Consider the following 26,029-nt stretch of genomic DNA (forward strand, 5'->3'; position numbering starts at 1 on the left):
GAACGGGCGTACAGGGGGCCGTTCAGGCCGAGGACGTGCGGTCCGAGTCGACGTCGGTTTCGAGGTCGGATTCGACGGTCGAGTCGCTTTCCGTCGCGTCGACGCCGTCGACGCCGTCGGATTTGACGCTGGTGGCGTCCTTGATCTCTCGTTCGATCTCGTCGCGGCCCTTCTGGAACTCGCCCATGGCTTCGCCGCTCGCGCGCGCGAGCTTCGGGAGCTTGTTCGCGCCGAACAGGAGGACGACGAGCATGAAGATGATGACGAGCTCGGGGCCGCCGAGCCCGCCGATGAACAGGGGTGGAAGCATGCGTATCGAAGTAATGGACGCGCTCTGAGAGCTTAAGCGTAGCTCTCAGCCATGAGAGCGACTGAAACGTCCGTTCTCGGTCGTCGACGTGCTAGATGATGTACCAGTTGCGGAGGAGCGTCTCGATTGCGGCGAGTGCGCGGAAGCCGTAGCCGTACGCGACGACGCCGGGGACGAGTGCGAGCACGACCGCGCGCGTCGTGGAGACGCGGTGGACGACGCGGACGCCGACGACGAGGAGCGCGAACGCGTACAGCCCGCAGACTGCGCGGACCTCGGGGGCGGGGATGCCGGCGAACACGCACGGCGCGGTCGCGTACCCGAGCACTTGCACGGTCTCGCTGACGCCGCCCCGGTCGGGGGCGAGCGCGGCGAGCAGGAGCGTCTCGACGGCCGCGAGGAGGTGGAGGCCCGCGGGGGCGACGAGGAGCACGGCGACGCCGAGCCAGAGCACGCCCGACAAGAGTTCGCTCCCCGCGATGACAGGATAGGCGTCCGGGACGAGCGCGAACCGCGTCGCTTCCGCGACGAGCACGACGAGCATCGCGAACGTCAACCCCGGGGCTTGGTCGCCGGGCGCGACGCCCGTCCGGTAGAACCGACTGGGGGCGGTCGCGACCTCGAACCACGCGCGCAGCACCGCTCGCGGCCCGCGGTCGCGGCCGCCTTCCGTGGACTCGACCCACTGCGTCATCTGGACTCGCGAGAGAGCGCGTCAGTCATCGTGTCACTCGTCCGCCGGCGGCGCGGACGCTCGCTCCTCGGAAGCGTCCTCGTCCGCGCACTCCTCGTCGGCGAACTCGTCGAGACTCCGGTCGAGCGACCCCGTCTGGAGCGTGTGACAGTTCCGGCAGCGCGCCTCGTAGGACTCCTCCGCGCCGACGAGGATCGTCGGGTCGTCGACGTGCGCGGGCTCGCCCTCGACGAGCCGCTGGTTGCGCGTCGCCGGCTCGCCACACACCGAGCAGATCGCCTGGAACTTCTCGACGTACTCCGCGGTCGCCATCAACTCCGGGAGCGGATGGAACGGCTCCCCGCGGAACGTCTGGTCGGTCCCGGACACGACGACGCGATACCCGTCGCTCGCGAGCGCGTCGCAGACGTCGACGAGCGTCGAGTCGAAGAAGTTCGCCTCGTCCACCGCGACGACATCCTCGTCCGTGACGTACTCCACGATCTCCCAGACGCCCTCACCCTCGTTCGGGACCGCAGTCGCGTCCCAATCCCGGCCCTCGTGACTCCCGATAACGTCGTCCCCGTACCGGTCGTCGACCGCGGGCGTAAACACGGCCACGTCCTGCTCCGCGATCCGCGCCCGCCGGAGCCGCCGCAGCAACTCCTCGGTCTTCCCGGAGAACATCGACCCCGTGATGACCTCCACCCAACCGCTGTTCGTGATGGCGTGCATTCGACAATCACGAGGCACGCCCACCGCGAAAAGCTTGCGAAGCACCACCACCTTTTTCCTGCGGAGGGTGCGCTCGCTGCGCTCGCGCACCCCCGCTTGGAAAAACGTGGGCGAAAAAACTCCCGAGCGCTCCCTCCGGTCGCGCTCGGTATGGGTGCGCTCGACCGCCACCGCACCGCCACCGCACCGCCACCGCCACCGCACCGCCGCCACGCCCACCACGAGGTTTACGTCTCACATAAACCCAATCGATGCGAGCGCACCTCCGATCCCGAACCGTGGAACGCGGCGTTTTAGTCACGCACCACCGAACCCGCGACCATGGCAAAACAACCGCATCTCCTCGTCGAAGAGGGAGACGTACACGAGATCGCCATCGTCCCCGGGGACCCGGGGCGCGTGGACCGCATCGCGAACATGTGCGACGACAGCGAAGTCGTCGCCGAGAACCGCGAGTACAAGGTCGTGAACGCGACGTACGACGACGTCGACCTCACCATCTGCTCGACCGGTATCGGGTGCCCGAGCGCCGCTATCGCCGTCGAGGAACTCGCGGCGGTGGGCGTCGAGACGTTCATCCGCTGCGGGACGACCGGCGCGCTCCAGGAGGGCATCGAGATCGGCGACATGATCGTCGCCACGGGCGCCGCGAAGAACGAGGGCACCAGCAAGCGCTACGAAGCCGCCGAATACCCCGCGGTCCCGGACTACGACGTCCTCTCCGCGCTCGTCGACGGCGCCGAAGCGAACGACGAAGACGTCCACGTCGGCCCCATCGCGAGCGACGACGCGTTCTACGCCGAGACCGACGAGTACGTCGAGGACTGGGAGCAAGCAGGCATCCTCTCCGTCGAGATGGAAGCCGCGACGCTGTTCACGCTCGCACGCCGCAAGGGCCTGCAAGCGGGCGCCATCTGTACCGTCGACGGGAACCTCGTCGAAGGCACCCAGAAAGGCGAAACGGACGCCGACGAACTCCCCGAGAAAGCGAAGAACAACGTCGAGCGCGCCATCCAGATCACGCTCGACGCCACCACGCAGGTTTAAGATGGAAGCCGCGGCGACCGACGGCATGCGCTAGCGAGTCGTCGTCCGCGCGGCCCAGGCGGGAGTGCAGTCGCCCCGCGGACGCCCACGAGACTGCCTGCTCGCCACACAACCCGTCGCGTCAACGCGGAATCAACCGACAGCAGCGGCGCCGTCACGCGTCCGCGTACTGCCCGAGCTTCAACGTCCAGTCGTACGCCGCCCACGCGAGCGACAGGTCCGCGGTCGCCGGGACCGCGTCGTGCTCGCGGAGGAAGCGCTTGATACCACGCTTTCCGCCGAAGTCGCCGCGATACCACGAGAACAGCTTCGGGACCGTCGCCGTCCCCGTCGACGGCTCGTAGCTGACCTCGGCGTCGAGATAGCCCCGCGTCGACGCGTCGAGCTGGTCGTCGACCGCCTCTTCGGTGTACGCGAGCACCGACGGACAGGACGCAGCGCCGCAGTTCAGCGCGAAGTGGATGCGGGGGTCGACGTCGTCGACACGATGCCGACGCTCGAACCTGCTCTGGCGGAGTCGCGGCACGTACCCGAGGCCGACGCCGCTCCGCGAACGCCGGAGGATGCCGTGCTCGACGTCGTCCACGCTCAGCGACTCGCCAGCGATAGTGAGGAGCTTCCGGCGGAAGATCGGGCGTCGCGGCACCAGTCCACGCTCCTCGAACAGCCGCGGCTCCTGGGCGAGGTGGTCCTGGACGCTGGCGTTGTAGACGTTCAGCCAGAACGCCAGACGTGCGTCGTCGTCGTCGAGCGCGTCCGCGAGCGCTTCGGGGTCGAGGTCCGCGAGCGCCCGACGGAACGTCGCGGGGTCGCCGTCCCCGGCCTTCGTCGCTCGCACGTACCCGACCGAGAGCGCGACCGGGTCCCCGGGCGGGCTCGCGTCGCCCGTCGCAGCGTCCACGGTCGCGTCCGAGCCGGCGCCTGCGTCCGACCCGGCGTCTCCAGTCATGGACGCTCGTTGGGAGTGCGTTCGCATAAGCAGTGGGCGGGCGTGCGACGGGGGCGCGACGCCGCCCAGTGGGTCGGCCACGCCCGGGCGGCGTCCACGACCGGAGGGAATCGCTTTACTCCCTCGGTGAGGAAGCACCGGGCATGTTCGAGGGGTGGCGGCCGCGGCTCTGGAGCGCGTGGCGGCGCGTCCGCCGGATAGAACGCCGCGAACTCCAGGAGTTCAAGAACTGGGTGGAGCACACGGGGAACCTCCTGCACCTGTCCGTGCTCGCGTTCGTCCCGCTCCTCATCGCGTTCGTCACGTACGTCTCGCAGGTGAGCCAGGAGGTGTCGTTCCTCCTGTTCCCGCCGCTGGCCTCGGGAACGTACACGCTGTTCGCGAACCCGGAGAGCAAGTACGCGTCGCCCGTGCGGTTCGTCGGCGGCCTCACCGCCGGCGCGCTCTGCGGGCTGTTCGCGGTCCGGACCACTGGATTGCTCCCGTGGGCCACAGGGAGTCCGGCGGCGACCGCTGCGAGCGCGGCGGTCGCGATCTTCGCGGTCGGGACGGTGACGTGGGCGGCGGACGTGGAGGCGCCGTCGGCGTTCTCCGCCGGATTGCTGACGCTCGTCGCGGACTACGGCGAGGTCGTGCCGTACGTCCTCGGCATCCTCGTCGCCTCCTCGTTCGTCGCGGGCGTGTTCTACGCGTGGCGCGAGCTGTTCTACGACCGGCGCGCGCAGTACCTCTACCAGACGACGAAGGGCGACGACCACGTGCTCGTGCCGGTCGTCGGCGACCAAGGGCGGGAGGCGGCGTTGTTCGCGGCGCACCTCGCGGCGGCGCACGAGGCGGGGAAGGTCGTCCTCCTGGACGTGGTTGCGGACGAGGACGTCGCGGCCGCCGAGGACGCCATCGCGGCCGAGCGTGCGGCTGACGGCAATGCACCCGTCGACAGCGACGGTGCAATCGGGGATGCGACGGCTGACGCGCGCGAGCAGGTCGCGGGGCAGGCGGCGATGCGGTTGGAGCGCCTCGCGAGCCGCATCCGGACGCAGGTCGGCGTTCCCTGCGAGGTCGTCGTCGCGAGCGCGGCGTCAGGGCGGACGAACGTGACGCTGCGTGCGGCCGAGGAGGCGAACTGCGACCTCGTCGTCGCGCCCTACGAGGAGTCCCACGGCTCGCTCTCGCCGTACCTGAAGGGGTTGTTCGACGCGCCCATCGACGTGGTCGTGTTCCGGAGCGGCGACGAGGAGCTCGACAGAGCGTGGCGGCGCGTGCTCGTCGCCGTCGGTCGCCCGGGCGATACCGCCCACGCGATGCTCGACTTCGCGACGCGCGTCGCCGGGCGAGCGGGGACGCTCGCGGTCTGTCACTGCATCGACGCGGAGAACCAGCGGCGGCGCGCGGAGGCGATGCTCGCGAACCTCGTGGAGACGTTCGACGTCGGGTTCGAGACGCGCGTGTCGCGAGCGAGCATCGAGCGGTTCCTCGGGGCGAACGCCACGCAGTACGACCTCGTCGTCGTCGGCGCGAGCACCGACCGGTCGGCGGCGTCGCGGTTCCTCGCCCCGCCGACGTTCGAACGCGTCACGGACGTGGAGACGGACGTCGCCATCGTCCACCGGGGCAGTCACTGACCGCGTCGCGCGACCGCGCCGAGCGCCGCCGTATCCCGACGCTTGTTGGCGATTCCACCGCTACGTTCAAGCCCGCACCCGCCCTAAGAGTGACATGAGTTCGCACGCGTCTCTCGACGAGCAACTGGTCTCCGCCATCCGAACCGCCCTCGGCGACGGCCTCCGGAGCGTCGTCCGCTTCGACCGCGAGGACTGGGCGGTGTGTTACCTCCGCAGCGACGTGGACCAATCGGTCGGTGGCCGGGACGCGCTCCAGGCGTGGTTCGTCGAGAACGAACGCCTCGGGTTCGACTCCGCCGCCGCGTACGGCGAGTACGCCGAGCGCGACGACGTCGAACCGGCGTTCGGCGAGTACCAGCTCACCGTTCGCGTCTTCGAGGACGGGCTCGTCGGGCGCGTCATCGTCGGCGACCGCGGCGTCCTGTTCACGACCGACCGGATGGCGCTCCGGAACGTCGAAGACGCCGGTCAGGCCGCCAGGAACGTCCTCGCCTGACTCGTCGACGTTCGCGCGACCGCTGACTCTCCCGACGCCCGATTCACTCCTCTCCCGACGCCCGATTCACTCTTCGGAGTCGTTCGACGTGGCGAGCGGGCCGTCGACGAGTCTATCGGCGATGATCTCGGAGTCGGTGCTGCCGAGCGCGGATTCGACGAGGAGGTGCCCGCCGATGAGCGCGGGACTGATGACGGTGTCCGCGCCCGCTCGCTTGAGTTTGTCGACGTTCTCTCGGTCGGTCGCGGCCGCGACGATATTCACGTCCGGGCGGAGTTCGCGCGCGGTGAGGATGGCGAGCGCGTCGTTCGCGTCGTCGTTCGTCGCCGCGACCACCGCTCGCGCCCGGTCGATGTGGACGCGAACGAGCGGTTCCTCGTCGCTCGGGTCCGCGACGACGAGCGGGACGTCGCGTTCTTTCAGTTCGGGGAGGTTCGTGTTCTCCGGTTTCGCGACGACGACGAAGTCGACCTTCGCGTCCGCGAGCTCGGTCAGTATCGGTTCGGTCAGGTCGCCGTACCCGAGGACGACGACGTGGTCCTCGAGGAGTTCCAGTTCTGATTCGTTCATGCGTCCAAGTGCGGTCGCGAAGCGGGCTTCCAGGAGTGGTGCGAACAGCGCGCCGAGTGCGGCCGTGAAGCTCGTCACGCCGACGACGAGCACCGACACCGCGAACAGTTCGCCGATGGTCGACTGCGGGGTGATGTCGCCGTACCCGACGGTGCTCGCGGTGACGACGGTGAAGTAGAACGCGTCCGCGAACGTCTCGACGCTCGGGAACTCCTCGCGGAGCGCCCACGTGCCGACGGTACCGTAGATCTGCGCGCCGACGAGCGCGAGCCCGGCCGCGATCTGGGAGTTCGTCAGTGCTACCTCGCGGTCGAAGCGCTCGCGGTTCCACCAGCAGACGCCGGTCGCGACGACCGACAACACGACGAGCGGGATGGAGAACACGCTCGACTGGACGAGTCCCTGCGCGGCCGTGACGGGGAGGAGGACGACAGCCGACAGCCAGGAGACGTGGAGTGCGCGTCGCATCGATGCAGCGGACACGAAGAGCACGAACCCCGTGAGGGTGCCCGTGAAGCCGGCTGCCTGCTGGACGCCGCTCGGGACGAACGCGGCGAGCGGGCCGGCTGTCGGGCTCGTGATGTTCACGAGTCCGGTCGCGACGGAGAGGACGGCGACGGCGCTGACGAGCGCCGCGGTCGCCCCGACGCCGGTCGGCCGGAATCGCCAGTCCATGCCCCGGCGTGCACGCTGGGTCGACTTAACGCTCTCGGCTCCCGGCGGCGACGCCGGCTCGCGAGTTCCCTCGGTCGGGCGACACCCATTTCACGGAGGGGCGTCTCCCCGGTGCGTATGGCTTCGCTTCCCGTCGAGTTCCTCTTCGGCATCTACCTCGGTCTCCTCACAGGTATCGTTCCGGCGTTCGTCTCAGGGACACTCGGCTTCTTCTTCAAGTACCTCACGGGCGTCACACTCCCCGGGCTCGGGGTCGTCGTGCTCGCGGTCGCCATCGCGGGCATCAACGGCGGCCTGATGGGGTTACTCGACCCGGCGGTGGCGAGTTCGCCGCGCGTCGTGACGGCGATAATCGTCGTGATGATGTTGTCGCTGTACGCGCACAGTCAAGGTGACAAACTCGGGGTGGCGCTCCCGAAGCGGTTCTCGCTCCGCCGGCTCCGCGAACGCACGCTGTCCGCGGACGTGCTGGACGTCTTCGGTGGCGTCACGGTGACGATCACGGGTGCGGTCGGCGACGTGGAGGGGTATCCGCCGCTGCCCGCGGACCTCCGCGGGAAGATCGCGGAGTCGACGTGGTCGTTCCCGGGCGACCTCCCGATCTCGGAGCTGGAGTCGCGGCTCGCGGATCGCCTGCGGACGGAGTTCGACCTCGCGGACGTGTCGGTGACTGTCGACTCGGGCGGGCGGGCGTCGGTGTCGGCGGCACCGCCGACGGGGACGCTCTCGCGGTCGGTCCCGAAGGGCAAACGCGCGGTCTCCATCACGGCGTTGCTCCCGACGGGCGTCGCTCGCGGCGACGAGGTGGTGGCGACGACCGAGGACGCGTCGGTGCGGGCGATGGTGCTATCGGCGCGGACGACGGGCGACGACCCGCCGGAGTCGCGGCCGGCGGTGACGCCACCGGACGAGGACGTGGTGACGGATGGCGGGACTGACGAGGTCGGCCCTGCGGCGCCGGTCGCGGCGCCGACGACGGACGGCGGCGAGGGTCGCATCACGCTCGCAGTGGATCGCGGGGAGGCGACGACGCTCCTGAGCGCGGACCGCGCTCGCGTCCGCGTCTGCTCGCGGGGCACGCACCGCGAGTTCGAGCTCGTCTCGCTCCTGCGGCGCGCCGGGAACCGCTTCCGGCGCGTCACGGTGCGCGCGGACGGCGCGCTCGACGGGACGACGATCGGTGGCGCGAGCGTCCGGGACGCGTACGGCGTCGCGATCCTCGCGGTCCGCGAGTCGACGCCGAGCACGACCGCGAAGAAGCGCGGTGGCGAGAGCGTGGAGAGCCGCTGGCGGTTCTCGCCGCGGGGCGACGTGGCGCTCGCGGCGGGCGACGAGTTGTTCGTGGTCGGCCGGACGGATGCACTCGACGCGTTCGTGGAGGTCGTCGCGTGAGCTCGCACTCGCTGCTTGCCGTCGCCGTCGAGGTCGGGACGCTCGCGGCGCTCTCGGGGGGCGTGAGCTTCGTCGTCGCGGTCGTCTACCGCTGGTGGGGGCGCGAGCGCGTCCCGGAGGGCATCGCGCTCCTGCTGGGGTTGACCGCGGTGGCGCTCGTGTTGAACACCGAGCAGACGCTGAGGCAGGTGCTCGACAGCGGTGGCGGCGGTGGCATCGACGAGGCGGTGCGGACGGTGACGACGTTCACGGCGAGCGCGATCGTCGCCGACCTCGGGCGGCGCGTCGGCGACCGGGGTGCGGCGAGCGCGTTCAGCGAGGGGGCGACGGCGCGGTTCGACCGCGAGCTCGCGCAGGTGGTGCGTGCCGGCGGGCGCGTGCTCGCGGTGACGCTCCCGGAGGACGTCGACGACATCGACGGGTACGACCCGGTTCCAGTGGAGACGAAGGAGGCGTTCGCGGGCGAGCGGTTCGTGTTCCCGCGGCGCGTCACCGTCGGCGAACTCGAGGACCGCATCCGCGCGCGCCTCGAGGACGACTACGGCGTCGGGCACGTTGACGTCGCCGTGACCGCCGACGGCGACGTGACGTACCTCGCGGTCGGCGCACGCGAGGCCGGGCTCGGGCCGACGCTCGCCCCTGGCGCGGCGGCGATAGCCGTGCAGGCGGACCCGGCGAACGCCGCGAGCGCGGGCGACGTGGTGCAGGTGTGGACGGCGAGTGCGGACGGCGAGCCGGAGCGCGTCGCGAACGCTGAGGTTCGCGCTGCGGTCGACGACGTCGTGACGCTCGTGTTGGACGCGGACGACGCCGCGGCGCTCGCGGACGACGTCGCGTACCGGCTCGCGACGCTCCCGAGTGCGCCCGCCGTCGAGCGCGAGTTCGCGGCGCTCCTCCGGGCCGCCGACGAGACGATGGGCGCGGTGGTCGTGGACGCGGACAGCCCGCTCCAGGGGTCGGTCGTCGGCGCGCTCGACGTCACCGTCGCCGCCATCCGCCGCCCCGACCGCGGCGTCACCCCGATCCCGGCGCGAGACACCCCGATCGAGGTCGGGGCGACGCTGTACGTCGTCGCCCGCCCGGACGCCCTCCGCGCGTTCGAGACCGCGGCCGCGAACGTGACCGCTCCCGTCGACGCCGTGGCGGACGCACCCGTCGACAGCGGCGACGACTGACTCCACTTCGGTGGGACCGTCCGAAACCGATTTCGGCGAGCGGGACCGACTCCCGGACGTGCACTGGAAGCTGTTTGCGGACCTCCGGGAGCGCGCCGGCGCGGAGACCGTCGACGTCGGCGACCCCGAGACGGTCGGGGAGGCACTCGACGCGCTGCTCGCCGAGCACGACGCGCTCCGGGAGCGCGTGCTCGACGCCGACGACGACGTGGTCGCGGACGTGAACGTCCTGAAGAACGGCGCGAACGTCTTCACCGCTGGCGACGGCCTCGACGAACCCGTGGGCGAGGGCGACGAACTCGCGTTGTTCCCACCCGTCTCCGGCGGCTGAATCGCACGCCGGGGCCCGACAGCGTCGACGCTCGCAACGAGAACCAGCGGTCTGAAGGCCCCGGCGAGCGCACGCTCGGGTATGCGACTGTCGACGTTCTGCGAGCGTCTCGACGACGAGCTCCGGACGAGTGACTACGCCGCCCTGGACGCGAGCGCGAACGGCCTCCAGGTCGGGCCGCGCGACGGCGAGGTCGAGCGCGTCGCGTTCTGCACGGACGGCGTCCGCGAGACCATCGAGCTGGCGGCAGACTGGGGCGCGGACGCGCTGGTCAGCCATCACGGCGTCTCCTGGGGAGGCATCGAGCGCGTCACCGAGCGCGCGTACGACCGGGTCGCGCCACTGGTCGAGAACGACGTCGCGCTGTACGTCTCGCACCTCCCACTCGACGGCCACCAGGAGCTCGGGAACGCCGCGGGCGTCGCCGACGTCCTCGAACTCGACGCGCGAGAACCGTTCGGCGCGGTCGGCCCCGAGCACGCCGGCACCCGCGGTCGGCTCCCCGCGCCCGCGTCGAGCGACGACCTCCGGGACGCACTCGCCAGCGAGCTCTCCACGGGCGGCCAGCCCGTGCAGGTCCTCGACCACGGCCCCGACGAACTCCGGGACGTCGCCATCGTCACCGGCGACGGCTCCGACTACGTCGACGAAGCCGCACGCAAGGACGTCGACGTCCTCGTCACCGGCGAAGCGAAACAGAAGACGTACCACGAAGCCCGCGAGGTCGACCTCACCGTCGTCCTCGCCGGCCACTACGCCACCGAGACCTTCGGCGTCCAGAACCTCCAGTCGCTCGTCGACGACGACTGGGAGGAACCGATCGAGACCACGTTCTTCGACGTCCCCACCGGGATCTGAGAACGAGAGCGCGGCCGCCCACTCCACCGGCGGCCAGCAGCTAGCGCCGGCGGCCGCCTCCACCTCCAGCAGCCAGTTCCGACGCCCGACTACACCTCCGGTTCGTTCCGCGCGTGCGAGACCTCGCGGTCGCTCGTCGCTCGCACCAGGTCCTCCGCGTCGTACTCCATCTCGTCGCCGTTGTCGAGTTCGGACACCGTCACCACCGTCCCGTCCGTCGACCACGCCGCTCGGAGGCCGTCGCGCTCGACGGCGTCGTACTCGGTCTGCGCCAGCTCGTACGCGAGCTCGTCCGCCTCGGTCTCACCAAGCGTCATCACGCGACCCGACACACGCCAGTGCCGTGTGCGTTTCGACCGCCGCGAGCCACCGCCGGTCCGCCACCGGCGCTCGCCGACCGTGCGTTCAAGTGCGATGCGGCGGCGAACGACGTCGTCGACGAGAACCAAGGGCGCGTCGGTCCAGGCGGGAGCGCCACCCGCCGACGCGCCAGCAGCCGGCACCACGTCGCCCACACCCCCGCCAGCGGAACGGACGCGGCCGGACGTGCCACGGGTGGCCTGCACGCCACAACCGACCGACCCCCAGCACCCAGCAAAGGGTCGACGAGCGATGGCGACGCCCACCGAGTCCCCCACACTCAAGGCCCTCGTCCGCGCACGGACAGCCGACACATGGCGCAACCGCGGACCATCGACACCCTCATCGGCGAACTCGTCGCCGTCTCCCAGGACGCGCTCGTCCTCGCGGTCGTCACCGCGAGCATCTACCTGCCCGCGCGCTACCTCCTCGTCCCCGGCGTCAAACGCGGCCTGCGCGCGCTCGGCGTCGACGACGCCGTCACGCTCCCGCTCGGGAAACTCCTCTGGGCGGCGTTCTCGGGGTTCGCGCTGTTCGCGGGCGTCACCGTCTCCGGCCTCGCGAGCTTCCTCGCCGCCACCGAAGCCATCACCGCCGGCGCCACCGTCGCCGTCGGGTTCGCGAGCAAGGACGTCCTCGGGAACCTCGTCAGCGGCGCGTTCATCGTCCTCGACCCGACGTACAACATCGGCGACTGGATCCGCTGGAAGGACAACGAAGGCATCATCGAGGACATCAGCTTCCGCGTCACGCGCATCCACACGTTCGACAACGAACTCGTCGTCGTCCCGAACTCGGAACTCACCGCGAACGCCGTCACGAACCCGGCGGCGAAGGACCGCCTGCGCGTGAGCACGACGTTCGGCATCGGGTACGAGGACGACGTCGAGCGCGCGGAGGCGATCATCGTCGAGGAGGCGCTCGCGAACGACGACGTCGTCGACCGCCCGGGGCCGACGGTTCGCGTCGCGGAGCTCGGCGACAACGCGGTCGTGCTCGACGCCCGCTTCTGGATCGCGGACCCCGCCCGGATGGACTTCGTGCGCATCCGCTCGGAGCTCACGTCCGCGGTGAAAGCGCGGTTCGACGACGAGGGCATCAGTCTCCCGGCACCGCAGCGCGAGCTCTCGGGCGCGCTCGCGACGACGCGCGTCGACGGCGACGCCTGAGCGCGGCGCGGTCGCCCGGCCGGTGACGGGGAATCCGAGTCGTTGAAACGCGTGGCCGTCGGACACGGGAGCATGACCGAGGACGCTGGCGGGAGCGAGCACGACGCGGGCGACGACCACGAGCACGACGGGCACGCGGAGCCCGAGCGGGAGACGTTCCACCACGACCCCATCGGGCACGCCGACGTCCGCGGCGGGATGACCGTCGGCGAGCTCGTCGAGGAGTACGGGCACGCTGGCATCGGGGCAGCGGACGTCAGCGAGGCCGTGGACGTGACCGCGGAGATGTTCGGCGACGAGGATACGACAGTGTTCATGGGGCTCGCAGGTGCGATGGTGCCGACGGGGATGCGCCAGGTCGTCAGCGACCTCGTCCGCGACGGGTACGTGGACGTGCTCGTGACGACGGGCGCGAACCTGACGCACGACGCCATCGAGGCAATCGGCGGGAAACATCATCACGGTTCCGAGCACTGCCCCGGGAAGTCGGCGCGCGAGCACGACGAACAGCTCCGGGACGAGGAGGTCGACCGCATCTATAATGTCTACCTCCCCCAGGAGCACTTCGCGCTCTTCGAGAGCCACCTCCGCGACGAGGTGTTCCCCGAGATCGAGGAAACCGTGACGATCGCGCGGCTCTGCGAGGAACTCGGCCGTGCGAACGCCGAGGTGAACGAGCGCGAGGGCATCGAGGAGGACGCGGGGCTCGCGGCGGCGTGCTACGAGAACGACGTCCCCGTGTACTGTCCCGCGGTCCAGGACTCGGTCCTGGGTCTGCAGGCGTGGATGTACACGCAGGTGACGGACTTCCAGCTGGACGCGACCGGCGACATGGGGCCGCTGACGGACTTGGCGTTCGACGCCGAGTCAGCTGGTGCGTTCGTCGTCGGCGGTGGCGTCCCGAAGAACTTCGTCCTGCAGACGATGCTCGTGTCGCCGGACGCGTACGACTACGCCGTCCAACTGACGATGGACCCACCCCACACGGGCGGATTGTCGGGCGCGACGCTGGACGAGGCGCGCTCGTGGGGGAAGCTCGAGAAGGCGGCGGAGAACGCGAGCGTGTACGCCGACGCCACCATCACGCTCCCGCTGCTCGTCGCCGCGGCACGCGAGCGCGTCGAGAGCGAGTGAGCGCGGTCGCACGAGGACAGCCGCAGGAGAACGGTCGCGTGAGAACGGTCGCGTGAGAACGGTCGCGTGAGAGCGACCGCGCGAGTATTGTTCGTTCGGAGATAGCTTCTTGGTCGCTGCGCGCTTCGGTTCGAGTGTGACGATACTCGTTCCCTACGACGGCTCCGGGCTCTCGAAGACCGCGCTCTCCCGCGCGCAGACGTTCGCCGAGTACACCGACGACGACCTGCTCGCGCTCGTCGTCATCCCCGACGAACCCGGGTACGCGCACCGCCACGCGTGGCTGGAGCCCGAGGACACGTTCGACGTCGGCGTGATAGAGCGGAAGCTCACGCAGGAGATCCGGGACGTTGCGCCGGACGCGGACGTCCGCGCGGAGTTCGTGGAGAACACGGAGCCGACCGCGGACACGACGACGGTCGTCGTCCGCACCATCAAGGAGGTCGCTGCGGAGGTCGCGGCCCGAGTGGTGTTCGTCGGCAGCCAGAACGCGGGGAAGGTGACGCGGCCGCTCGCGAGCATCGGGGGGACGGTCGCGGACGACGCGCGCTACGACGTCCACATCGTCCGGCATCCCGACCCCGAGTTCGCGAGCGACTGAGCCCGCGACGGCCGCGGCGTCCCGCCCGGTTCTGGAACCACCATCGCTTTCTCGCCGGTGGGCGTCGTCACCGGCATGACGCTCACGGATCTGACTCATAGCGTGGCGGAGGGGATGCCGGTGTATCCGGGGACGACGCCGGTCGAGTTCGAGCGGACGACGTCGGTCGCCGAGGACGGCGCTCGCGCGCACGTCCTGACGCTCCAGACGCACGCCGGGACGCACGTCGACGCGCCGTGCCACATGCGCGAGGGCGCACCGTGTCTGGACGCGTTCGACGTGGACGACTTCCGGTTCGACGCCGCTCTGGTGGATTGTACGGGTCACGGCGCTCGCGACCCCATCACGGTCGAGGACCTCCCCGCGTCGTCGGTCGCGGCGGACGCGGACCTGCTCGCGTTCGCGACCGGGTGGAGCGAACACTGGGGGACAGACCGCTACCGCGACCACCCCTATCTGACCGGGGCGGCGGCGGCGTGGTGCGCCGAGCGCGAGTGCTCGGTCGGCGTCGAGGGGTTCAGTCCCGACCCGACGCCGAGCGTCGACCCGTCCCGCGAGCGCGACGACGAGCCCGACGGGTATCCGGCGCACGACGCGCTGTTCGCCGCCGACCAGTTCATCGTCGAGAACCTCGACGACGCGAGCGCGCTCCCCGACGACTTCGTCCTGCACGCGTACCCGCTCCCCGTCGAGGGCGGCGACGGCTGTCCGGTGCGAGCGGTCGCCGAGTACTGACGAGGTCGGCGGCGGTCGATAACGGTTGACGGCGGTCGGTCGCCGCGAGGCCGTGAGGGGGTGCGCGGTGGCAACGCCGGCACCAACATGAACTTTTATTATAGACCGGTGTCGTTGTAGGGACACGATGAACGCAGTACACCTCGCATCCGCCCGCACCACCACGTCAGACCGCACCCAGAACACCACACCACCGACCCCGAACCCCACATGAGCACCCGAACCGACGCCACCTACGACGACCCCACGACCGCCAGCACGCGCACCGACCCGACGACCGACGACTTCTCCACGCACCCCGAGAACCCGCGAGCGACGGGCGACGACGCGCCGACGACGTCCGACGAGACGCTCACACCCGACGGCGACGTCCCCTGGACCGAGCGCTGCAAGCGCCAGTTCTCCACCACCGACACCAACCGCATGCGGAACCTCAACGACGACCAGAACCAGGCGATGCAGGACGGCGTTTGAAGACGTCCTCGCAGGACCACCCGAGCGACCGAAGGGAATCCTCAAGGCCCACGCGCCGGTACCCTCGACCGGCCGATGACGACCCCACCGGGCCGAGCCGGGGTGGCACCCGCGCGACGACGAGCCCTATGAGTACCGAGGCCAGTTTTCGCGAGGACTGCTCGGGCGTCGCCGCGAGCAACGGGTTCGTCAGTAATCGGCGACGAGGCGCGCGCCGAGGTCTCCGAGTGCGGTTCGCTGGTCGGCGTCCGCGTCGAACTCCGGGAGTTCGACGACGGCCCGCCCGGGGAACGCCTCGCGGAGTGCGCGCAACTGCTCGGCGTGCTGGACGGCCCGCGTCCGACATCGTTCGCAGTCCGCGTCGACGTCCCGGAGCACGCGGTTGACGACGACCGTCTCGACCGGGACGTCGTCGCGCGCGAGCTCCTCGACGAACCGCCGGGTCTCTGCGACCGCCATCGGTTCTGGTGTCGTGACGACGCGGAACTCCGCGCGGTCGGGCGCGCGAACGAGGTCGCGGACAGCCGCCATGCGATCGGCGAGCGCGGACAGCGATTCCTCGTCGGCGTCGTCGCCGCCGCGGCCGAACGCGTAGTACGCGGGCCCGAAGACGGCGCTTCGCGCGCCGTCGACGAGCCGGCGGACCTGCCCGCGTAGCGACGAGGTCGCCGCGAGCGTCTCCCGGAGGACGTCCGGCAGGTCGAGGAGTCTGAGCGTGTGTCCCGTCGGCGCGGTGTCGACGACGACGCGGTCGAAGTCCTCGTCGAGCGTTCCCGCGATGCACTCGAGCGCCGCGAGCTCGTCGCTCCCCGGTGCGATGCCGGCCGCGAACAACCGCTCGATCTCCTCGTCGTCGAGTCGGATGCCGGCCGACCGGAGTTCGTCGGCGACCGACTCCAGTACCGTCCGGTACGTTCGCTCGCCGGCCTCCGGGCCGACCTCGATCATCCAGAGGCCATCGGTTATCTGGCGGCGTCCCGTCCCGGGTTCGAGGCCGTACGCGTCCGCGAGCGAGTGCGCGGGGTCCGTGGAGACGACAAGCGTTCGCTCCCCGCGGTCGGCGGCCGCCAGCGCGGTCGCTGCCGCAGCAGTCGTCTTCCCGACACCGCCCTTTCCGCCGTAGAACACGTACTGCTGCACGTGCTCTCGTTGGCGTGCTATCGGGTTAAGCGCCGCGCCACCCCTGCTCGACGTCGACCGTGCGGGCCGCCGAGGTGTCGGGACCGACGCGTTCGAGACCTCGCTACAGCTTCTCGGCTCGCTTCGCTTGTTCGGTGCGCTCTCTGGCCTGCTGGAGGCGTTTGTCTGTCGCGAGCCCGAGGTCGTCGGGGATGGCGTCGCTGGCGTCGGCGAGCTTGTCGGCGACGCGCTGGAGTCGCTCGACGACGGTCTCGAGCTGTCGGTCGGCGTTCTCGCGGTCGCCGGCGGCGGCGCGTTCCGCGGCGCGCTCGGCAGCGTCGACGACGGCACCGAGCGCCTGTGCGAGGCCCTCGACCGAGTTCTGGCGGCCCCCTTCGTCGTCGTCGACCTCGACGGCCTCGACCTGCCCCTGGGTCTCCGCGGCGACGTCCGCGACGTACGTCGCGAGCGGCGTCTTCCCGGTCGTCGCGTTCTCGACGCGGACCCGGTCCTCGTCGTCGGCGTCGGAACTGGCGGGTGGGTTGACGCGGAACGCCCCGACCTCGTCGTCGCTGTCGCGAACCTCGGTCGTGAACGCGCCGCCGCGGTGGACGTAGAGCCCGTCGCGGTCGCCGTCGCCGAGCGGGGCGTCGTAGAGCCGGCCGCCGAAGTCGTCCGAGACCGCGACTCGGGCGAGGTCCCGGTCCGCGTCGCGGCCGTCGACGTCGAGCTTCACCGCGTTCTCGCGAGCGACCAGGGGGATCTCGCCGTCGACGCCCGCGACCGTCGTCCCGCCCCCGTCGCCCGCCGCATCGTCGCCGCCCACGGACACGGGTTCGCTGTGCGGGGCGACCCCAGCGCCGTTCACGGTGAGCGCGTGGTCGCCCGCGGGGACGTCCTGGACGGCGGCGACGCCGCGGAACGTCGGGACCGCCTCGGGGTCGCTCTCCAGGAGCGCCACCGCCTCGGTCCCGGTCTCCTCGGTCGTCACGCCGTCGCCGTCGGGGGCGTCGGGTGCGCTGACCGCGTTCGTGACGAACGCGACGACCTGGTTCGCGGGCGAGGGCTCGCCGATCGCGTCGTAGCGGTCCGCGAGCGCGCCGCGGTGGCGTGGTTCGGTGATGTCGTTCGCGGGATTCCCGTACCGCGGGTCCTGCCAGGGGACGCCCGTGGTCGTGATGTGGCTCGCGATGGCGTCCTCGGCGAACTTCGGGACCGCGAACTCGAAGCTCAACTGCGGGCCGACGTGGTCGTCGATGTACTCCAACTCGGCCGTGGGAACGAGGTCGTACGTCTCGTCGGCGCTCCCGTCGTCTCGGGCCTCGTGCTCGAAGACGAGGCCGTTCTCGCGCGCCGGCAGGTCCACCGGTGGCGAATCGAGCGCGTCGAACGACCGCACGGTGACGTCGCCGGGCACGAAGTCCGATTCGGTCACGTCCGGGAGGCGCTCGTGGTCGTAGACGGGCGTCTCGTCGAGCTCCGGGACGGCGAAGGGGAGCGCGAGCCCTTCGTCGCGCGGCAGGCCGTACGCGAGCGGGATGGCGGCGGCGTCCTCGACGCTGTCGACGACGCTGTTCGTGACGTCCGCGACGTCGTTCTCGATGGGGAACCGCTGGAAGCGCTCCTCGTCGGCGTTCACGGACAGCCCGCTGGAGTGCGAGCCGAGCTCGGAGAGCACGCGCGGACGCCGGTCGGGGTCGGGATCGAGGAACTCGTTGTTCGGGACCTTCCGCGAGTGCGAGCTCGCGACGTACAACTGGGGTTCCTCGGTGTCGGTGTCGACGAAGACCTGGAGGAGCTCCCAGTCGTGCCAGTGGAAGTTCGTCGTGAACTGGTCGAACGCCGAGTAGAACCAGTACTGGACGACCGCGAGCGGGGAGTCCGCGTACTCGCGGACGTTGTAGAACACGCGCGGCTCGGGCGGGTCCTCGTGGCCGCCGGCGGCGACGTACCCGTTGAGCGCGTCGAACCCGTCGACGATGGTGTCGCCGTCGCGTTCGGACTCGAACTGTCGCGGGTCGGTCGGGAACCAGCGTTCGCGCCGGTCGAAGACGAGCGTCGGCGTGAACCGCGCGGCGAGGTCGCGAGCCCGGTCGTCGTCGACCGACGTGCTCTCGCCGTCCTCGCCCGCGTCGAGCAGCGAGCAGCCCGCGAGCGTGGTGGTCGCACCGGCCGCGACGGCGAGGAGCGAACGTCGGTCGAGCGACGGCCCGTCCGTCATCGCGTCACCTGCATCTCGTGCGTGCCCTGCGGTGCACTGGTCAAGATACCACGGCCTAATCGCTCCTCGCTCAATAGGGTTCGGTCGGCCGGCGAGCGCGTGCGGCGCCCGTCGCCGGGACGAGTACCTCAGGCGGCGAACCGACGGACTCGGTCGACGGCCGCGGCGGCGCCCGCGACGAGCGCGGACGCGACGCCGCCGAGTCGGAGTTCCACCGGTTCGACGCCCACTCGCCGAAGGAGCAGGCTCGCTCTGGTGTCCGCGCCCAGAGCCAGGACGGTCCGGTGTCGGACGCGCACTTCGAGCGCGACGTCGGCCGCGCGCAGCAGCGCGTCGACCTCCCGGTAGTCCAACGCCGGTCGACGGCGGACCGCCCGCACGGCTGCTCGAACGGTCGGGAAGTCGACGGACAGGCGGTCGCCCGTCGACGCGACCGCGACCGGGGTGTCGTCGACCGAGACGTCGAGGTCGACCGCGACGTCGAGGGGTGCGCGGTCCGCAGGGTCGAGCGGCGCGCGAGCCTCACTCACGTTCGCGGGTCGTGATGACGACGGTGCCGTCGAGCCGCCAGCGGGCGGACTCGGCGTCCGCGCCGACCTTGCTCGGGACGTCGACGTGCATGTCGTCGAACTCGTAGTGAATCTCCGCGTTCCGACCGGTCAGTCGGTCGTAGAGCCCGATAGCGAGCTCCGGCCAGGTGTTCGTCTCGTCGATGCGTTCGTCGTGAACGGATGATTCCGCCATGGTCGACCGTCGTCGGCGACACGGAAGGCAGTAGTTTCGAGTAGGTGACGAGACCTTCCCAGTAGGGGACGGCAGTCGACCGTTCGTCGGGAGGGGGGCGTCGACGGTCGGCGGGCACGGCTGCCCGCGCGCACGGCCCTGGCCGCTTTCACGACGGGTCGCGGTGCCTGAGCACCTCGGCGGTCGCACTCGGGACCGGCGTCCCGCAGTCTCGGCACACCCACCGCGTGCGAGCGCCCTCGAGGCGGCGCTCCATGTCCTGCCGGTAGCGGAGGCGCGCGCCGCACTGGCAGGTGTACGTCGCCGGACACATACAATCCCATACGAGGCGAACTGGCTTGAATCGCACCGCAGACCGTGGCGGAGCGTCGCCGCGGTCGATTCCGGCTACGGCCGCTGGAGCGTCGCAGCGGTCGATTCCGGCTACGTCGGGAGTTCGGTCCGGGTGTGTGGGACGTCGCATTGGAGTTCCCCGAGTGGGAGTCGTTTCGCCCCCGGCACGTCCAGTTGTGCCGTGGCCGTGAGCGACCCGTCGACGTGGATTGCCTCGGCATCGACGTCGCCGGGCAGGAACCGTTCGAGGTGCGTCCTCGCGGTGCTGTCGGACGCGACGAGTGGCGTCTCGAGGTTCGCGGGCGCCGACCCGTTGGCGTCCGCGGCCCAGAGCACGTTCGCGACCGTCCGGTCGTCGGCGGCGTACCCGATCCGGAGGTTGACGGCGGTGACCTCGAGGTCGACTGGGAGTTCGTTCGACACGACGATGTCGAGGTCGAGGTCGGTCGGGGATGCATCCGCCGTCAGGTCCAGTTCGACCGTGTCGACGTGGACGTCCCGGTCCATCCGCGCTTCGAGTCGCTTGACGATGTGCTCGGAGAACCGCCACCCGAGGATCGGGACGTACTTGAGGTAGCGAGCGGCCCAGGCGAGCGCCCACAGGCGAACGATCATGGGTGGTTCGGTCTCGCGAGCCCGGGCGAGCGATTCGAACGCGCAGGCGAGCGCGTTCGAGATGGTTCGGGTGTCGCGCCGTCAGAGGTGTCGAGTGCAGGAGGCATGCGTTGGTGTGGGGAGTCGAGGACTGCCAGGGGAGGTGGAAGAACTGCTTGCGAGGGCGAGCGGTCTCGCGGCCCTCGGTACCGCCCGAGTCGTCGTCAGAGGACGATCGAGACGACGGCGAGCACGAGGAAGATGATGACTAACCACTTCGCGATCTCCATCGTGACGCCGGCGATTCCGCGCGCGCCGAGCACGGCAGCGACGATCGCGATCACGAAGAACACGACCGCGTACTGGAGGAACTGCCCCGAGAACAACAGGGGCGTCCCTTCGAGTGATGCGAGCTGGGTGGCGACGGTCGCTGGGAGGGAACTGAGCGACATGCGTGGAGAGACGGGAGTCTCGTACGTAGTGATGCCACCAAAGAACCAGTCACGGAGCTGATAACCGACTCGCGGAGTGAGAGTGCCGACGTCGACTCCCGGGTCCCCCTGGGAGCAACCACGCACCGGGATGCGTCTCCCAGACTCGTCGCGGGCAACGGTCGCTCGTGCTCGTTCGACCGGCCGAAGCGTGGAGCGCAGCTGCCGAGCGCCCGCATCGAGCGACGACTCGCGCTCAGATCGGCGAGTTCACCGTCCCGAAGTACACCTGCCACGCGAGCAGCGACTTCGCGACGAGACTGAGCACGATGTAGGACCGTTCGCCGAACAGGTAGTCCTCCCACCGCCAGGTCTCGCGGTACTGGAGGATCATGACGAGCGCGAAGAGGTTGAAGAACACGAAGATGGAGACGTAGATGGCGATGACGAAGTCGGGGACCTGGCCGTCGCTCGCGACGATGGAGCCGGCGAGCGCGATACCGATGACGACCCAGGGGACGATGCCGGCGAGCGTCCCGATGAGGTACGTCGTCCAGTCGGTCCGCTCCGTGGTCTGGTTGTGGCGTTCCATCGCGAGGCCGGTGAGGTTCATCACGGCGACGAGCCCGAAGAGCGCGACGAGCGTGCCGACGTCCCAGATACCGGCGAGCATCCCGATGACGACGATCATGAGCGACGCGCTCACGGAGTACTCGTACCACCGGTAGGGGTTCATGCCGCGGTCGAGGTCCTTGACGTACCGGTCGTAGAGGACGGTCGCGACGAGGGCGTGTGCGAGCGCGGAGATGAGGAGGAATCCGGCGACGAGGAGCGGGAGCGTGATCTCCGTCCAGAGGGCGCTCGTCGGCGCGATGGATTCGGTCGCGGGGTTCAGTTCGTACCGCGTGTACGTGAGCGGCCACTGGACGGGTTCGGCGATGGCGACCATCGCGGCCCCCTGGACGAAGTGGAGGACTGCCATGACGGCGTTCCACCGCCGGAGGCGCTTGAAGCGCGGGAGTGCCGACAGTTCAGAGGTCGCTTCCGCGGTCGCCGTATCGGCGCTATCGGGTGTGGGACGGGCGGACATACTCCCTCATGTACGCTAAGAAGAAAGATAACTATTCGTACGGTTTACTGGTCGCTGCTGACGTGATGCGACGGCCGAGACGAGCGCTCCAGTCGCACCGGACCGCGGGAGATCGACCGAGCCACGCCGAACCCGAGCACCTACGTTCGTCGACGCATTCCGTGAACGTATGCAGACGGCGTCGACCCCCGACGACCGAGGCCGGGAATTACGCGACACGGTCCGGTTCTACCTGCTGGACCACCGGACGTGGCTCGGGAAGGCCATCGACATCGCGCTGATGGTCCTGAACCTCGTGTTCGTCGCGATCTTCGTCGCCGAGACGTACCCGCTGTCGGCGGCGACGGACGCGCTCCTCTGGAACCTGGAGGTCGCGATCGCGCTCCTGTTCCTCGCCGAGTACGTCCTCCGCCTGTACGGCGCCGAGGACCGGTTCGGGGAGGCGACGAACGGGTACACGGTCGTGGACCTGCTCGCGATACTCCCGACGCTCCTCGTGCTCGCGATGCCGGTGCCCGCGGTCACGCTCGAGTTCGGGTTCCTGCGCGTGGTTCGCGTGGTGCGCGTGCTGCGGTTCTATCGGTTCACGCGCGACGCGGAGTTCTTCTTCGGGACGGTGTCGGACAACACGCTGCGCGCGTTCAAGCTCCTCCTGACGGTGCTCGTGATCTTCTTCGTGTCCGCCGGGTTGTTCTACAGCGTCGAACACGAGGTGAACGCGACGGTCGGGAACTTCGGGGACGCGTTCTACTACACGGTCGTGACGGTGTCGACGGTCGGGTTCGGCGACATCGTGCCGATGACGCAGGCGGGTCGCTGGATCACGGTCGCGACCATCATCGCGGGCATCATCCTCATCCCCTGGCAGGCGAGCAAGATCGTTCGCGAGTGGGCGTCGAAGGATACGGTGGACGTGACGTGCCCGAACTGTGGGCTCTCGCATCACGACCGGGACGCGTCGCACTGTAAGGCCTGCGGCGAGACCATCTATCAGGAGTACGACGCGCGGGAGTGACCTCGAGCCGTCAAGCGGTGTCGGTTCTCGATGGGCATCGATACCCGAGAGGTATGGGAACGCGCGTCGTGGCGATGGGTGGCAGTGAGGCGACGAACCGCACCACGCGACGGCAGTGCGTGGGACTGTATGGCAGTCGCGGGCGAACTGTGGATGCACCGATAGTACGCTCTCGTCGTGACTGCACAGTCACCGAATTTGGAAATACCCACATGATGCGCAACAAATATCCAGAATAGCACACGGATAGAATACGTTCGTCGCGTCTTACTCGGATTTGGAAAACAAATACGCAACCCTTATCCGTGCTGTTGGCATTCATTCAATTGCAATGGCAAACGGTAAGGTTGATTTCTTCAACGACACAGGCGGCTACGGTTTCATCTCCACCGAGGACAGCGACGACGACGTTTTCTTCCACATGGAGGACGTTGGCGGCGAGGACCTGACGGAAGGCACCGAGATCGAATTCGACATCGAGCAGGCCCCCAAGGGCCCGCGCGCGAAGAACGTTCTTCGCGTCTAACTAAGGTCCACGCCGTCGCCTGACGGCGACGTTTCAGACCTCGATTCTCTCAGCACACCACCACCAACGAGCGCTCGCGTCGTCGACCCACGACGACGCGAGCGGTCCAGAGCGACGGCACTCTGTCGCCGTCCAGCACTCCCGGGCTTCGTCGCCCCGTCGCCGTCCAGCACTCCCGATTTTCGTCACTCGTTTCACGCTCGACTCCCACCGACCGAGTATGACGACTGAACTCACCGTCACGGGAATGTCCTGTGGGCACTGCGAGGAGACCGTCGAGGACGCGCTCGCCGACGTCGAGGGCGTCACCGCTGCCAGCGCGGACAACGAGACTGACTCCGTCACGGTCGACGGCGACGCGGACGTCGACGCGCTCGTCACCGCCGTCAAGGACGCGGGCTACGACACGAGCGCCTGAACGACGACGACGAGACCTTCGAACGACGAGACCTGACAGCGACGGCACCGTTCGAGGTCGTTCCCTCAGTCGTCCTCGCCGCCTTCGATGGCGGCGCGCCGCTCGATGGCGGCCTCGAAGAACGACGCGGGGAGGTCGTCGATGTCCCCGGCCTGGACGCGCCAGAGGTTCGCGTACAATCCGTCTTCGGCGACGAGCGCGTCGTGCGTCCCGGCTTCGACGACCCGACCGCCTTCGAGGACGAGTATCTGGTCTGCGGTCTTCACGGTCGACAGCCGATGCGCGATGGCGATGGTGGTGCGGTCGGTCGCGAGTTCCGCGAGGCTCCGCTGGATGATGGCCTCGGTCTCCGTGTCGACGTGACTCGTCGCCTCGTCAAGCACGAGTATCGCGGGGTCCTTGAGGATGGTTCGCGCGAGCGCGACGCGCTGGCGTTGCCCGCCGGAGAGGCGGACGCCGCGTTCGCCGACGACGCTGTCGTAGCCGTCGGGGAGGTTCGCGATGAACTCGTGGGCCGCGGCACGCTTCGCGGCGGCTTCGACGTCGGCGTCGGACGCGTCGAACGTCCCGTACGCGATGTTCTCCCGGACGGTACCGTAGAAGAGGAACGGTTCCTGGGCGACGTACCCGACCGCGCGCCGGAGTTCCGCGAGCGAGCGGTCGCGGACGTCCACGCCGTCGACCTCGACCACGCCCTCGTCGGGGTCGTAGAGGCGGACGAGGAGCTTCACGAGCGTCGACTTCCCGCTGCCGGTCGGGCCGACGATACCGACCGTCTCGCCGGGGGCGACGTCGAATGACACGTCCCGGATGACGGGCGTCGGGTCTCCTGGCTCGTCCGCCTCGCTGCCACCGTCCTCACCGACCTCACCGTCCCCGCCGTCGTCGACGAGGTCCGGTCCGCGCGGGTACGTGAACGTGACGTCCTCGTACGCCACGCGCCCCGCGACGCCGTCGAACGGCACGGGGTCGTCGGGGTCGGCCGTGACGTCGTCGGCGGTGAGGACGCCGTAGACGCGCTCGCTGGACGCTTTCGCGCGCTGGTAGTTGTTCACGATCTGGCCGAACTGCGCGAGCGGCCACACGAACTGCTGGGTGTAGAGCATGAACGTCACGAACTCGCCGGGCGTGACGGCGTCGGCGACGCCGAGACGCACGCCGAGCGCGGTCTCCGGGACGACAGCGAGGACCGTCGGGGGGCCGTTCAGTACCCAGAACGCGCCGACGACGAACGTGAGCGCGAAGCTCAGTCCGCTGATGGCCGACAGGCCGGGGAAGAACGTGATGCGGGTGCGGATGGCGTCCCAGTTCGCGTCGTAGTACTCGCGGGAGGCGTCGCGGACGCGGTCGGCCTCGTAGGCCTCGGCGTGCTCGGTCTTGATGACCTCGATACCGCCGACGTTGTTCTCCAACCTCGCGTTCAGGCTGCCGACGCTCGCGCGCATCGCGGCGTACTTCGGCTGGACGCGCCGGACGAACGCGACCGTGAACGCGCCGAGGACGGGGACGGCGACGAGCGCGGCGAGCGCGAGCACGGGGTTGAGCGCGAGCATGATGGCGCCGACGCCGAGGACGAGCGCGAGCAAGCGGAGCGTCGAGCTGACGCCGTCGGTGAGGAACGACTCCAGCTGGTTGACGTCGTTGTTGAGGACCGCGAGGAGTTCGCCGGTGCGGGTGCGGTCGAAGAACGACCGGTCGAGCGCCTGCATGGACTCGTAGGCGTCGACGCGCAGCGCGTGCTGGATGTTCTGCGCGAACCGGTTCCAGCCGTAGCTCTGGAGGTAGCTCGCGATAGCGCCGACAGCGGTCGCCGCGACGAGGAGCCCGACGGTGAGCCACACCTGGCCGGCCGCAGTCGCGGGGATCCAGGCGTCGGGGACGAGCGGGAGCGCGTACGGGCGGTCGGCGAGGAGGACGGCGTCGATGGCGAGCCCGAGCAGGAGCGCGGGCAGCAGGCCGACGACCCGCGAGAGGACCGCCATGACCGTACCGACGGCGGCGAGCGAGCGGTTCCCGCGACCGTACTCGGCGTACAGTCGCCACATCGACCCGCCGTCGCTCGCGAACGACGGCGCATCGTCGTCGCGGCCCCTAGCTGTCGCCATCCATCACCCGTCGCGCGTCGTCGTGCATCTTCCCCGTCACGTACGCGTTCGACGGGTATACCTCGCTCGGCGGCGCGATGACGTCGTTTCGAGCGCCACCGAATCACGGCCGGTAAAGAACCAATAC

Annotated in this window: 30 protein-coding genes; 15 read left to right on the forward strand and 15 right to left on the reverse strand. The window is 69.8% G+C overall.

From position 1 onward, the window contains the following. Positions 1–22: 22 nt before the first annotated feature. The 3 genes from ACZ48X_RS07790 to ACZ48X_RS07800 all read right to left on the reverse strand — a co-directional run bounded on the left by ACZ48X_RS07790 (position 23) and on the right by ACZ48X_RS07800 (position 1,718). Positions 23–310 carry a Sec-independent protein translocase subunit TatA/TatB gene (locus ACZ48X_RS07790; protein ID WP_336352254.1) on the reverse strand — a complete coding sequence of 96 codons (288 nt, stop codon included), beginning with the start codon at positions 308–310 and terminating at the stop codon, positions 23–25. A gap of 91 nt (positions 311–401) precedes the next feature. Then, positions 402–1,004, reverse strand: a complete 603-nt coding sequence (locus ACZ48X_RS07795) for a YIP1 family protein (RefSeq protein WP_336352255.1) — start codon at positions 1,002–1,004, stop codon at positions 402–404. Between the two features lie 33 nt (positions 1,005–1,037). Continuing rightward, on the reverse strand, positions 1,038–1,718 hold the full coding sequence (locus ACZ48X_RS07800) for a thymidine kinase (protein WP_379762925.1): 681 nt from the start codon (positions 1,716–1,718) through the stop codon (positions 1,038–1,040). A gap of 321 nt (positions 1,719–2,039) precedes the next feature. On the opposite strand from ACZ48X_RS07800, the gene ACZ48X_RS07805 reads away from it, so the two are divergent. Beyond that, on the forward strand, positions 2,040–2,765 hold the full coding sequence (locus tag ACZ48X_RS07805) for a nucleoside phosphorylase (protein WP_336352256.1): 726 nt from the start codon (positions 2,040–2,042) through the stop codon (positions 2,763–2,765). A gap of 154 nt (positions 2,766–2,919) precedes the next feature. On the opposite strand, the gene ACZ48X_RS07810 is transcribed toward ACZ48X_RS07805, so the two are convergent. Continuing rightward, the gene (locus ACZ48X_RS07810) at positions 2,920–3,714 is read right to left on the reverse strand and encodes a DUF547 domain-containing protein (RefSeq protein ID WP_336352257.1); all 795 of its coding nucleotides are present in this window, start codon (positions 3,712–3,714) and stop codon (positions 2,920–2,922) included. Between the two features lie 143 nt (positions 3,715–3,857). On the opposite strand from ACZ48X_RS07810, the gene ACZ48X_RS07815 reads away from it, so the two are divergent. Beyond that, positions 3,858–5,336, forward strand: a complete 1,479-nt coding sequence (locus tag ACZ48X_RS07815; RefSeq protein WP_336352258.1) for an HPP family protein — start codon at positions 3,858–3,860, stop codon at positions 5,334–5,336. A gap of 94 nt (positions 5,337–5,430) precedes the next feature. Further along, entirely contained in the window at positions 5,431–5,832 is a 402-nt protein-coding gene (locus tag ACZ48X_RS07820) for a DUF7522 family protein (RefSeq protein ID WP_336352259.1), read from the forward strand. A 66-nt stretch (positions 5,833–5,898) separates the two neighbouring features. On the opposite strand, the gene ACZ48X_RS07825 is transcribed toward ACZ48X_RS07820, so the two are convergent. Further along, positions 5,899–7,077, reverse strand: coding sequence for an NAD-binding protein (locus ACZ48X_RS07825; RefSeq protein WP_336352260.1), 1,179 nt, complete (start codon positions 7,075–7,077; stop codon positions 5,899–5,901). 117 nt (positions 7,078–7,194) lie between these two features. Between ACZ48X_RS07825 and ACZ48X_RS07830 the strand changes: the two genes are divergently transcribed. The 4 genes from ACZ48X_RS07830 (at position 7,195) to ACZ48X_RS07845 (ending at position 10,833) form a co-directional block, all read left to right on the forward strand. Beyond that, on the forward strand, positions 7,195–8,469 hold the full coding sequence (locus tag ACZ48X_RS07830; RefSeq protein ID WP_336352261.1) for a potassium channel family protein: 1,275 nt from the start codon (positions 7,195–7,197) through the stop codon (positions 8,467–8,469). Further along, positions 8,466–9,644 carry a TrkA C-terminal domain-containing protein gene (locus ACZ48X_RS07835; RefSeq protein ID WP_336352262.1) on the forward strand — a complete coding sequence of 393 codons (1,179 nt, stop codon included), beginning with the start codon at positions 8,466–8,468 and terminating at the stop codon, positions 9,642–9,644. The genes ACZ48X_RS07830 and ACZ48X_RS07835 overlap by 4 nt, the downstream gene beginning before the upstream one ends. A 58-nt stretch (positions 9,645–9,702) precedes the next feature. Next, positions 9,703–9,975 carry a ubiquitin-like small modifier protein 1 gene (locus ACZ48X_RS07840; protein ID WP_336352263.1) on the forward strand — a complete coding sequence of 91 codons (273 nt, stop codon included), beginning with the start codon at positions 9,703–9,705 and terminating at the stop codon, positions 9,973–9,975. 81 nt (positions 9,976–10,056) lie between these two features. After that, a complete protein-coding gene (locus tag ACZ48X_RS07845) occupies positions 10,057–10,833 on the forward strand; it encodes a Nif3-like dinuclear metal center hexameric protein (protein WP_336352264.1) in 777 nt (258 codons plus the stop codon). An 89-nt stretch (positions 10,834–10,922) separates the two neighbouring features. On the opposite strand, the gene ACZ48X_RS07850 is transcribed toward ACZ48X_RS07845, so the two are convergent. Then, on the reverse strand, positions 10,923–11,150 hold the full coding sequence (locus ACZ48X_RS07850) for a hypothetical protein (RefSeq protein ID WP_336352265.1): 228 nt from the start codon (positions 11,148–11,150) through the stop codon (positions 10,923–10,925). A 357-nt stretch (positions 11,151–11,507) separates the two neighbouring features. On the opposite strand from ACZ48X_RS07850, the gene ACZ48X_RS07855 reads away from it, so the two are divergent. The 5 genes from ACZ48X_RS07855 to ACZ48X_RS07875 all read left to right on the forward strand — a co-directional run bounded on the left by ACZ48X_RS07855 (position 11,508) and on the right by ACZ48X_RS07875 (position 15,306). Next, complete coding sequence (locus tag ACZ48X_RS07855; protein ID WP_336352266.1) at positions 11,508–12,362, forward strand: mechanosensitive ion channel family protein; 855 nt, start codon at positions 11,508–11,510, stop codon at positions 12,360–12,362. Positions 12,363–12,434: 72 nt separating this feature from the next. Beyond that, the gene (locus ACZ48X_RS07860; RefSeq protein ID WP_336352267.1) at positions 12,435–13,496 is read left to right on the forward strand and encodes a deoxyhypusine synthase; all 1,062 of its coding nucleotides are present in this window, start codon (positions 12,435–12,437) and stop codon (positions 13,494–13,496) included. A 136-nt stretch (positions 13,497–13,632) separates the two neighbouring features. Continuing rightward, positions 13,633–14,097 carry a universal stress protein gene (locus ACZ48X_RS07865; RefSeq protein ID WP_336352268.1) on the forward strand — a complete coding sequence of 155 codons (465 nt, stop codon included), beginning with the start codon at positions 13,633–13,635 and terminating at the stop codon, positions 14,095–14,097. Positions 14,098–14,172: 75 nt separating this feature from the next. After that, entirely contained in the window at positions 14,173–14,832 is a 660-nt protein-coding gene (locus tag ACZ48X_RS07870) for a cyclase family protein (RefSeq protein ID WP_336352269.1), read from the forward strand. Between the two features lie 210 nt (positions 14,833–15,042). Beyond that, on the forward strand, positions 15,043–15,306 hold the full coding sequence (locus ACZ48X_RS07875; RefSeq protein WP_336352270.1) for a hypothetical protein: 264 nt from the start codon (positions 15,043–15,045) through the stop codon (positions 15,304–15,306). Positions 15,307–15,495: 189 nt separating this feature from the next. Here ACZ48X_RS07875 and ACZ48X_RS07880 read toward each other — a convergent pair whose 3' ends face one another. From ACZ48X_RS07880 to heR, 8 genes are all read right to left on the reverse strand, one after another. Further along, positions 15,496–16,446, reverse strand: coding sequence for an ArsA family ATPase (locus tag ACZ48X_RS07880; RefSeq protein ID WP_336352271.1), 951 nt, complete (start codon positions 16,444–16,446; stop codon positions 15,496–15,498). Positions 16,447–16,549: 103 nt separating this feature from the next. Next, the gene (locus ACZ48X_RS07885) at positions 16,550–18,646 is read right to left on the reverse strand and encodes a hypothetical protein (protein WP_336352272.1); all 2,097 of its coding nucleotides are present in this window, start codon (positions 18,644–18,646) and stop codon (positions 16,550–16,552) included. Between the two features lie 128 nt (positions 18,647–18,774). Beyond that, positions 18,775–19,176: a hypothetical protein gene (locus tag ACZ48X_RS07890; protein ID WP_336352273.1), complete on the reverse strand. Its 402-nt coding sequence runs from the start codon at positions 19,174–19,176 to the stop codon at positions 18,775–18,777. After that, positions 19,169–19,390, reverse strand: a complete 222-nt coding sequence (locus tag ACZ48X_RS07895) for a hypothetical protein (RefSeq protein WP_336352274.1) — start codon at positions 19,388–19,390, stop codon at positions 19,169–19,171. The genes ACZ48X_RS07890 and ACZ48X_RS07895 overlap by 8 nt, the downstream gene beginning before the upstream one ends. A gap of 148 nt (positions 19,391–19,538) precedes the next feature. Next, on the reverse strand, positions 19,539–19,703 hold the full coding sequence (locus tag ACZ48X_RS07900) for a hypothetical protein (protein ID WP_336352275.1): 165 nt from the start codon (positions 19,701–19,703) through the stop codon (positions 19,539–19,541). Between the two features lie 110 nt (positions 19,704–19,813). After that, positions 19,814–20,338 (reverse strand): hypothetical protein, encoded by a 525-nt coding sequence (locus ACZ48X_RS07905; RefSeq protein WP_336352276.1) that lies wholly within the window; start codon positions 20,336–20,338, stop codon positions 19,814–19,816. A 203-nt stretch (positions 20,339–20,541) separates the two neighbouring features. Next, positions 20,542–20,769 carry a DUF1328 domain-containing protein gene (locus ACZ48X_RS07910; protein WP_336352277.1) on the reverse strand — a complete coding sequence of 76 codons (228 nt, stop codon included), beginning with the start codon at positions 20,767–20,769 and terminating at the stop codon, positions 20,542–20,544. A 235-nt stretch (positions 20,770–21,004) separates the two neighbouring features. Further along, positions 21,005–21,838, reverse strand: coding sequence for a heliorhodopsin HeR (gene heR, locus ACZ48X_RS07915; protein WP_336352278.1), 834 nt, complete (start codon positions 21,836–21,838; stop codon positions 21,005–21,007). A 169-nt stretch (positions 21,839–22,007) separates the two neighbouring features. Between heR and ACZ48X_RS07920 the strand changes: the two genes are divergently transcribed. The 3 genes from ACZ48X_RS07920 to ACZ48X_RS07930 all read left to right on the forward strand — a co-directional run bounded on the left by ACZ48X_RS07920 (position 22,008) and on the right by ACZ48X_RS07930 (position 23,797). Then, positions 22,008–22,853 carry an ion transporter gene (locus ACZ48X_RS07920; protein WP_336352279.1) on the forward strand — a complete coding sequence of 282 codons (846 nt, stop codon included), beginning with the start codon at positions 22,008–22,010 and terminating at the stop codon, positions 22,851–22,853. Between the two features lie 331 nt (positions 22,854–23,184). After that, positions 23,185–23,379 (forward strand): cold-shock protein, encoded by a 195-nt coding sequence (locus ACZ48X_RS07925; RefSeq protein ID WP_227133759.1) that lies wholly within the window; start codon positions 23,185–23,187, stop codon positions 23,377–23,379. 220 nt (positions 23,380–23,599) lie between these two features. Next, positions 23,600–23,797 carry a heavy-metal-associated domain-containing protein gene (locus ACZ48X_RS07930; protein WP_336352280.1) on the forward strand — a complete coding sequence of 66 codons (198 nt, stop codon included), beginning with the start codon at positions 23,600–23,602 and terminating at the stop codon, positions 23,795–23,797. A gap of 65 nt (positions 23,798–23,862) precedes the next feature. On the opposite strand, the gene ACZ48X_RS07935 is transcribed toward ACZ48X_RS07930, so the two are convergent. Next, entirely contained in the window at positions 23,863–25,902 is a 2,040-nt protein-coding gene (locus ACZ48X_RS07935; RefSeq protein WP_336352281.1) for an ABC transporter ATP-binding protein, read from the reverse strand. Between the last annotated feature and the right edge of the window lie 127 nt (positions 25,903–26,029).

The sequence above is a fragment of the Halorubellus litoreus genome, from assembly GCF_055378595.1.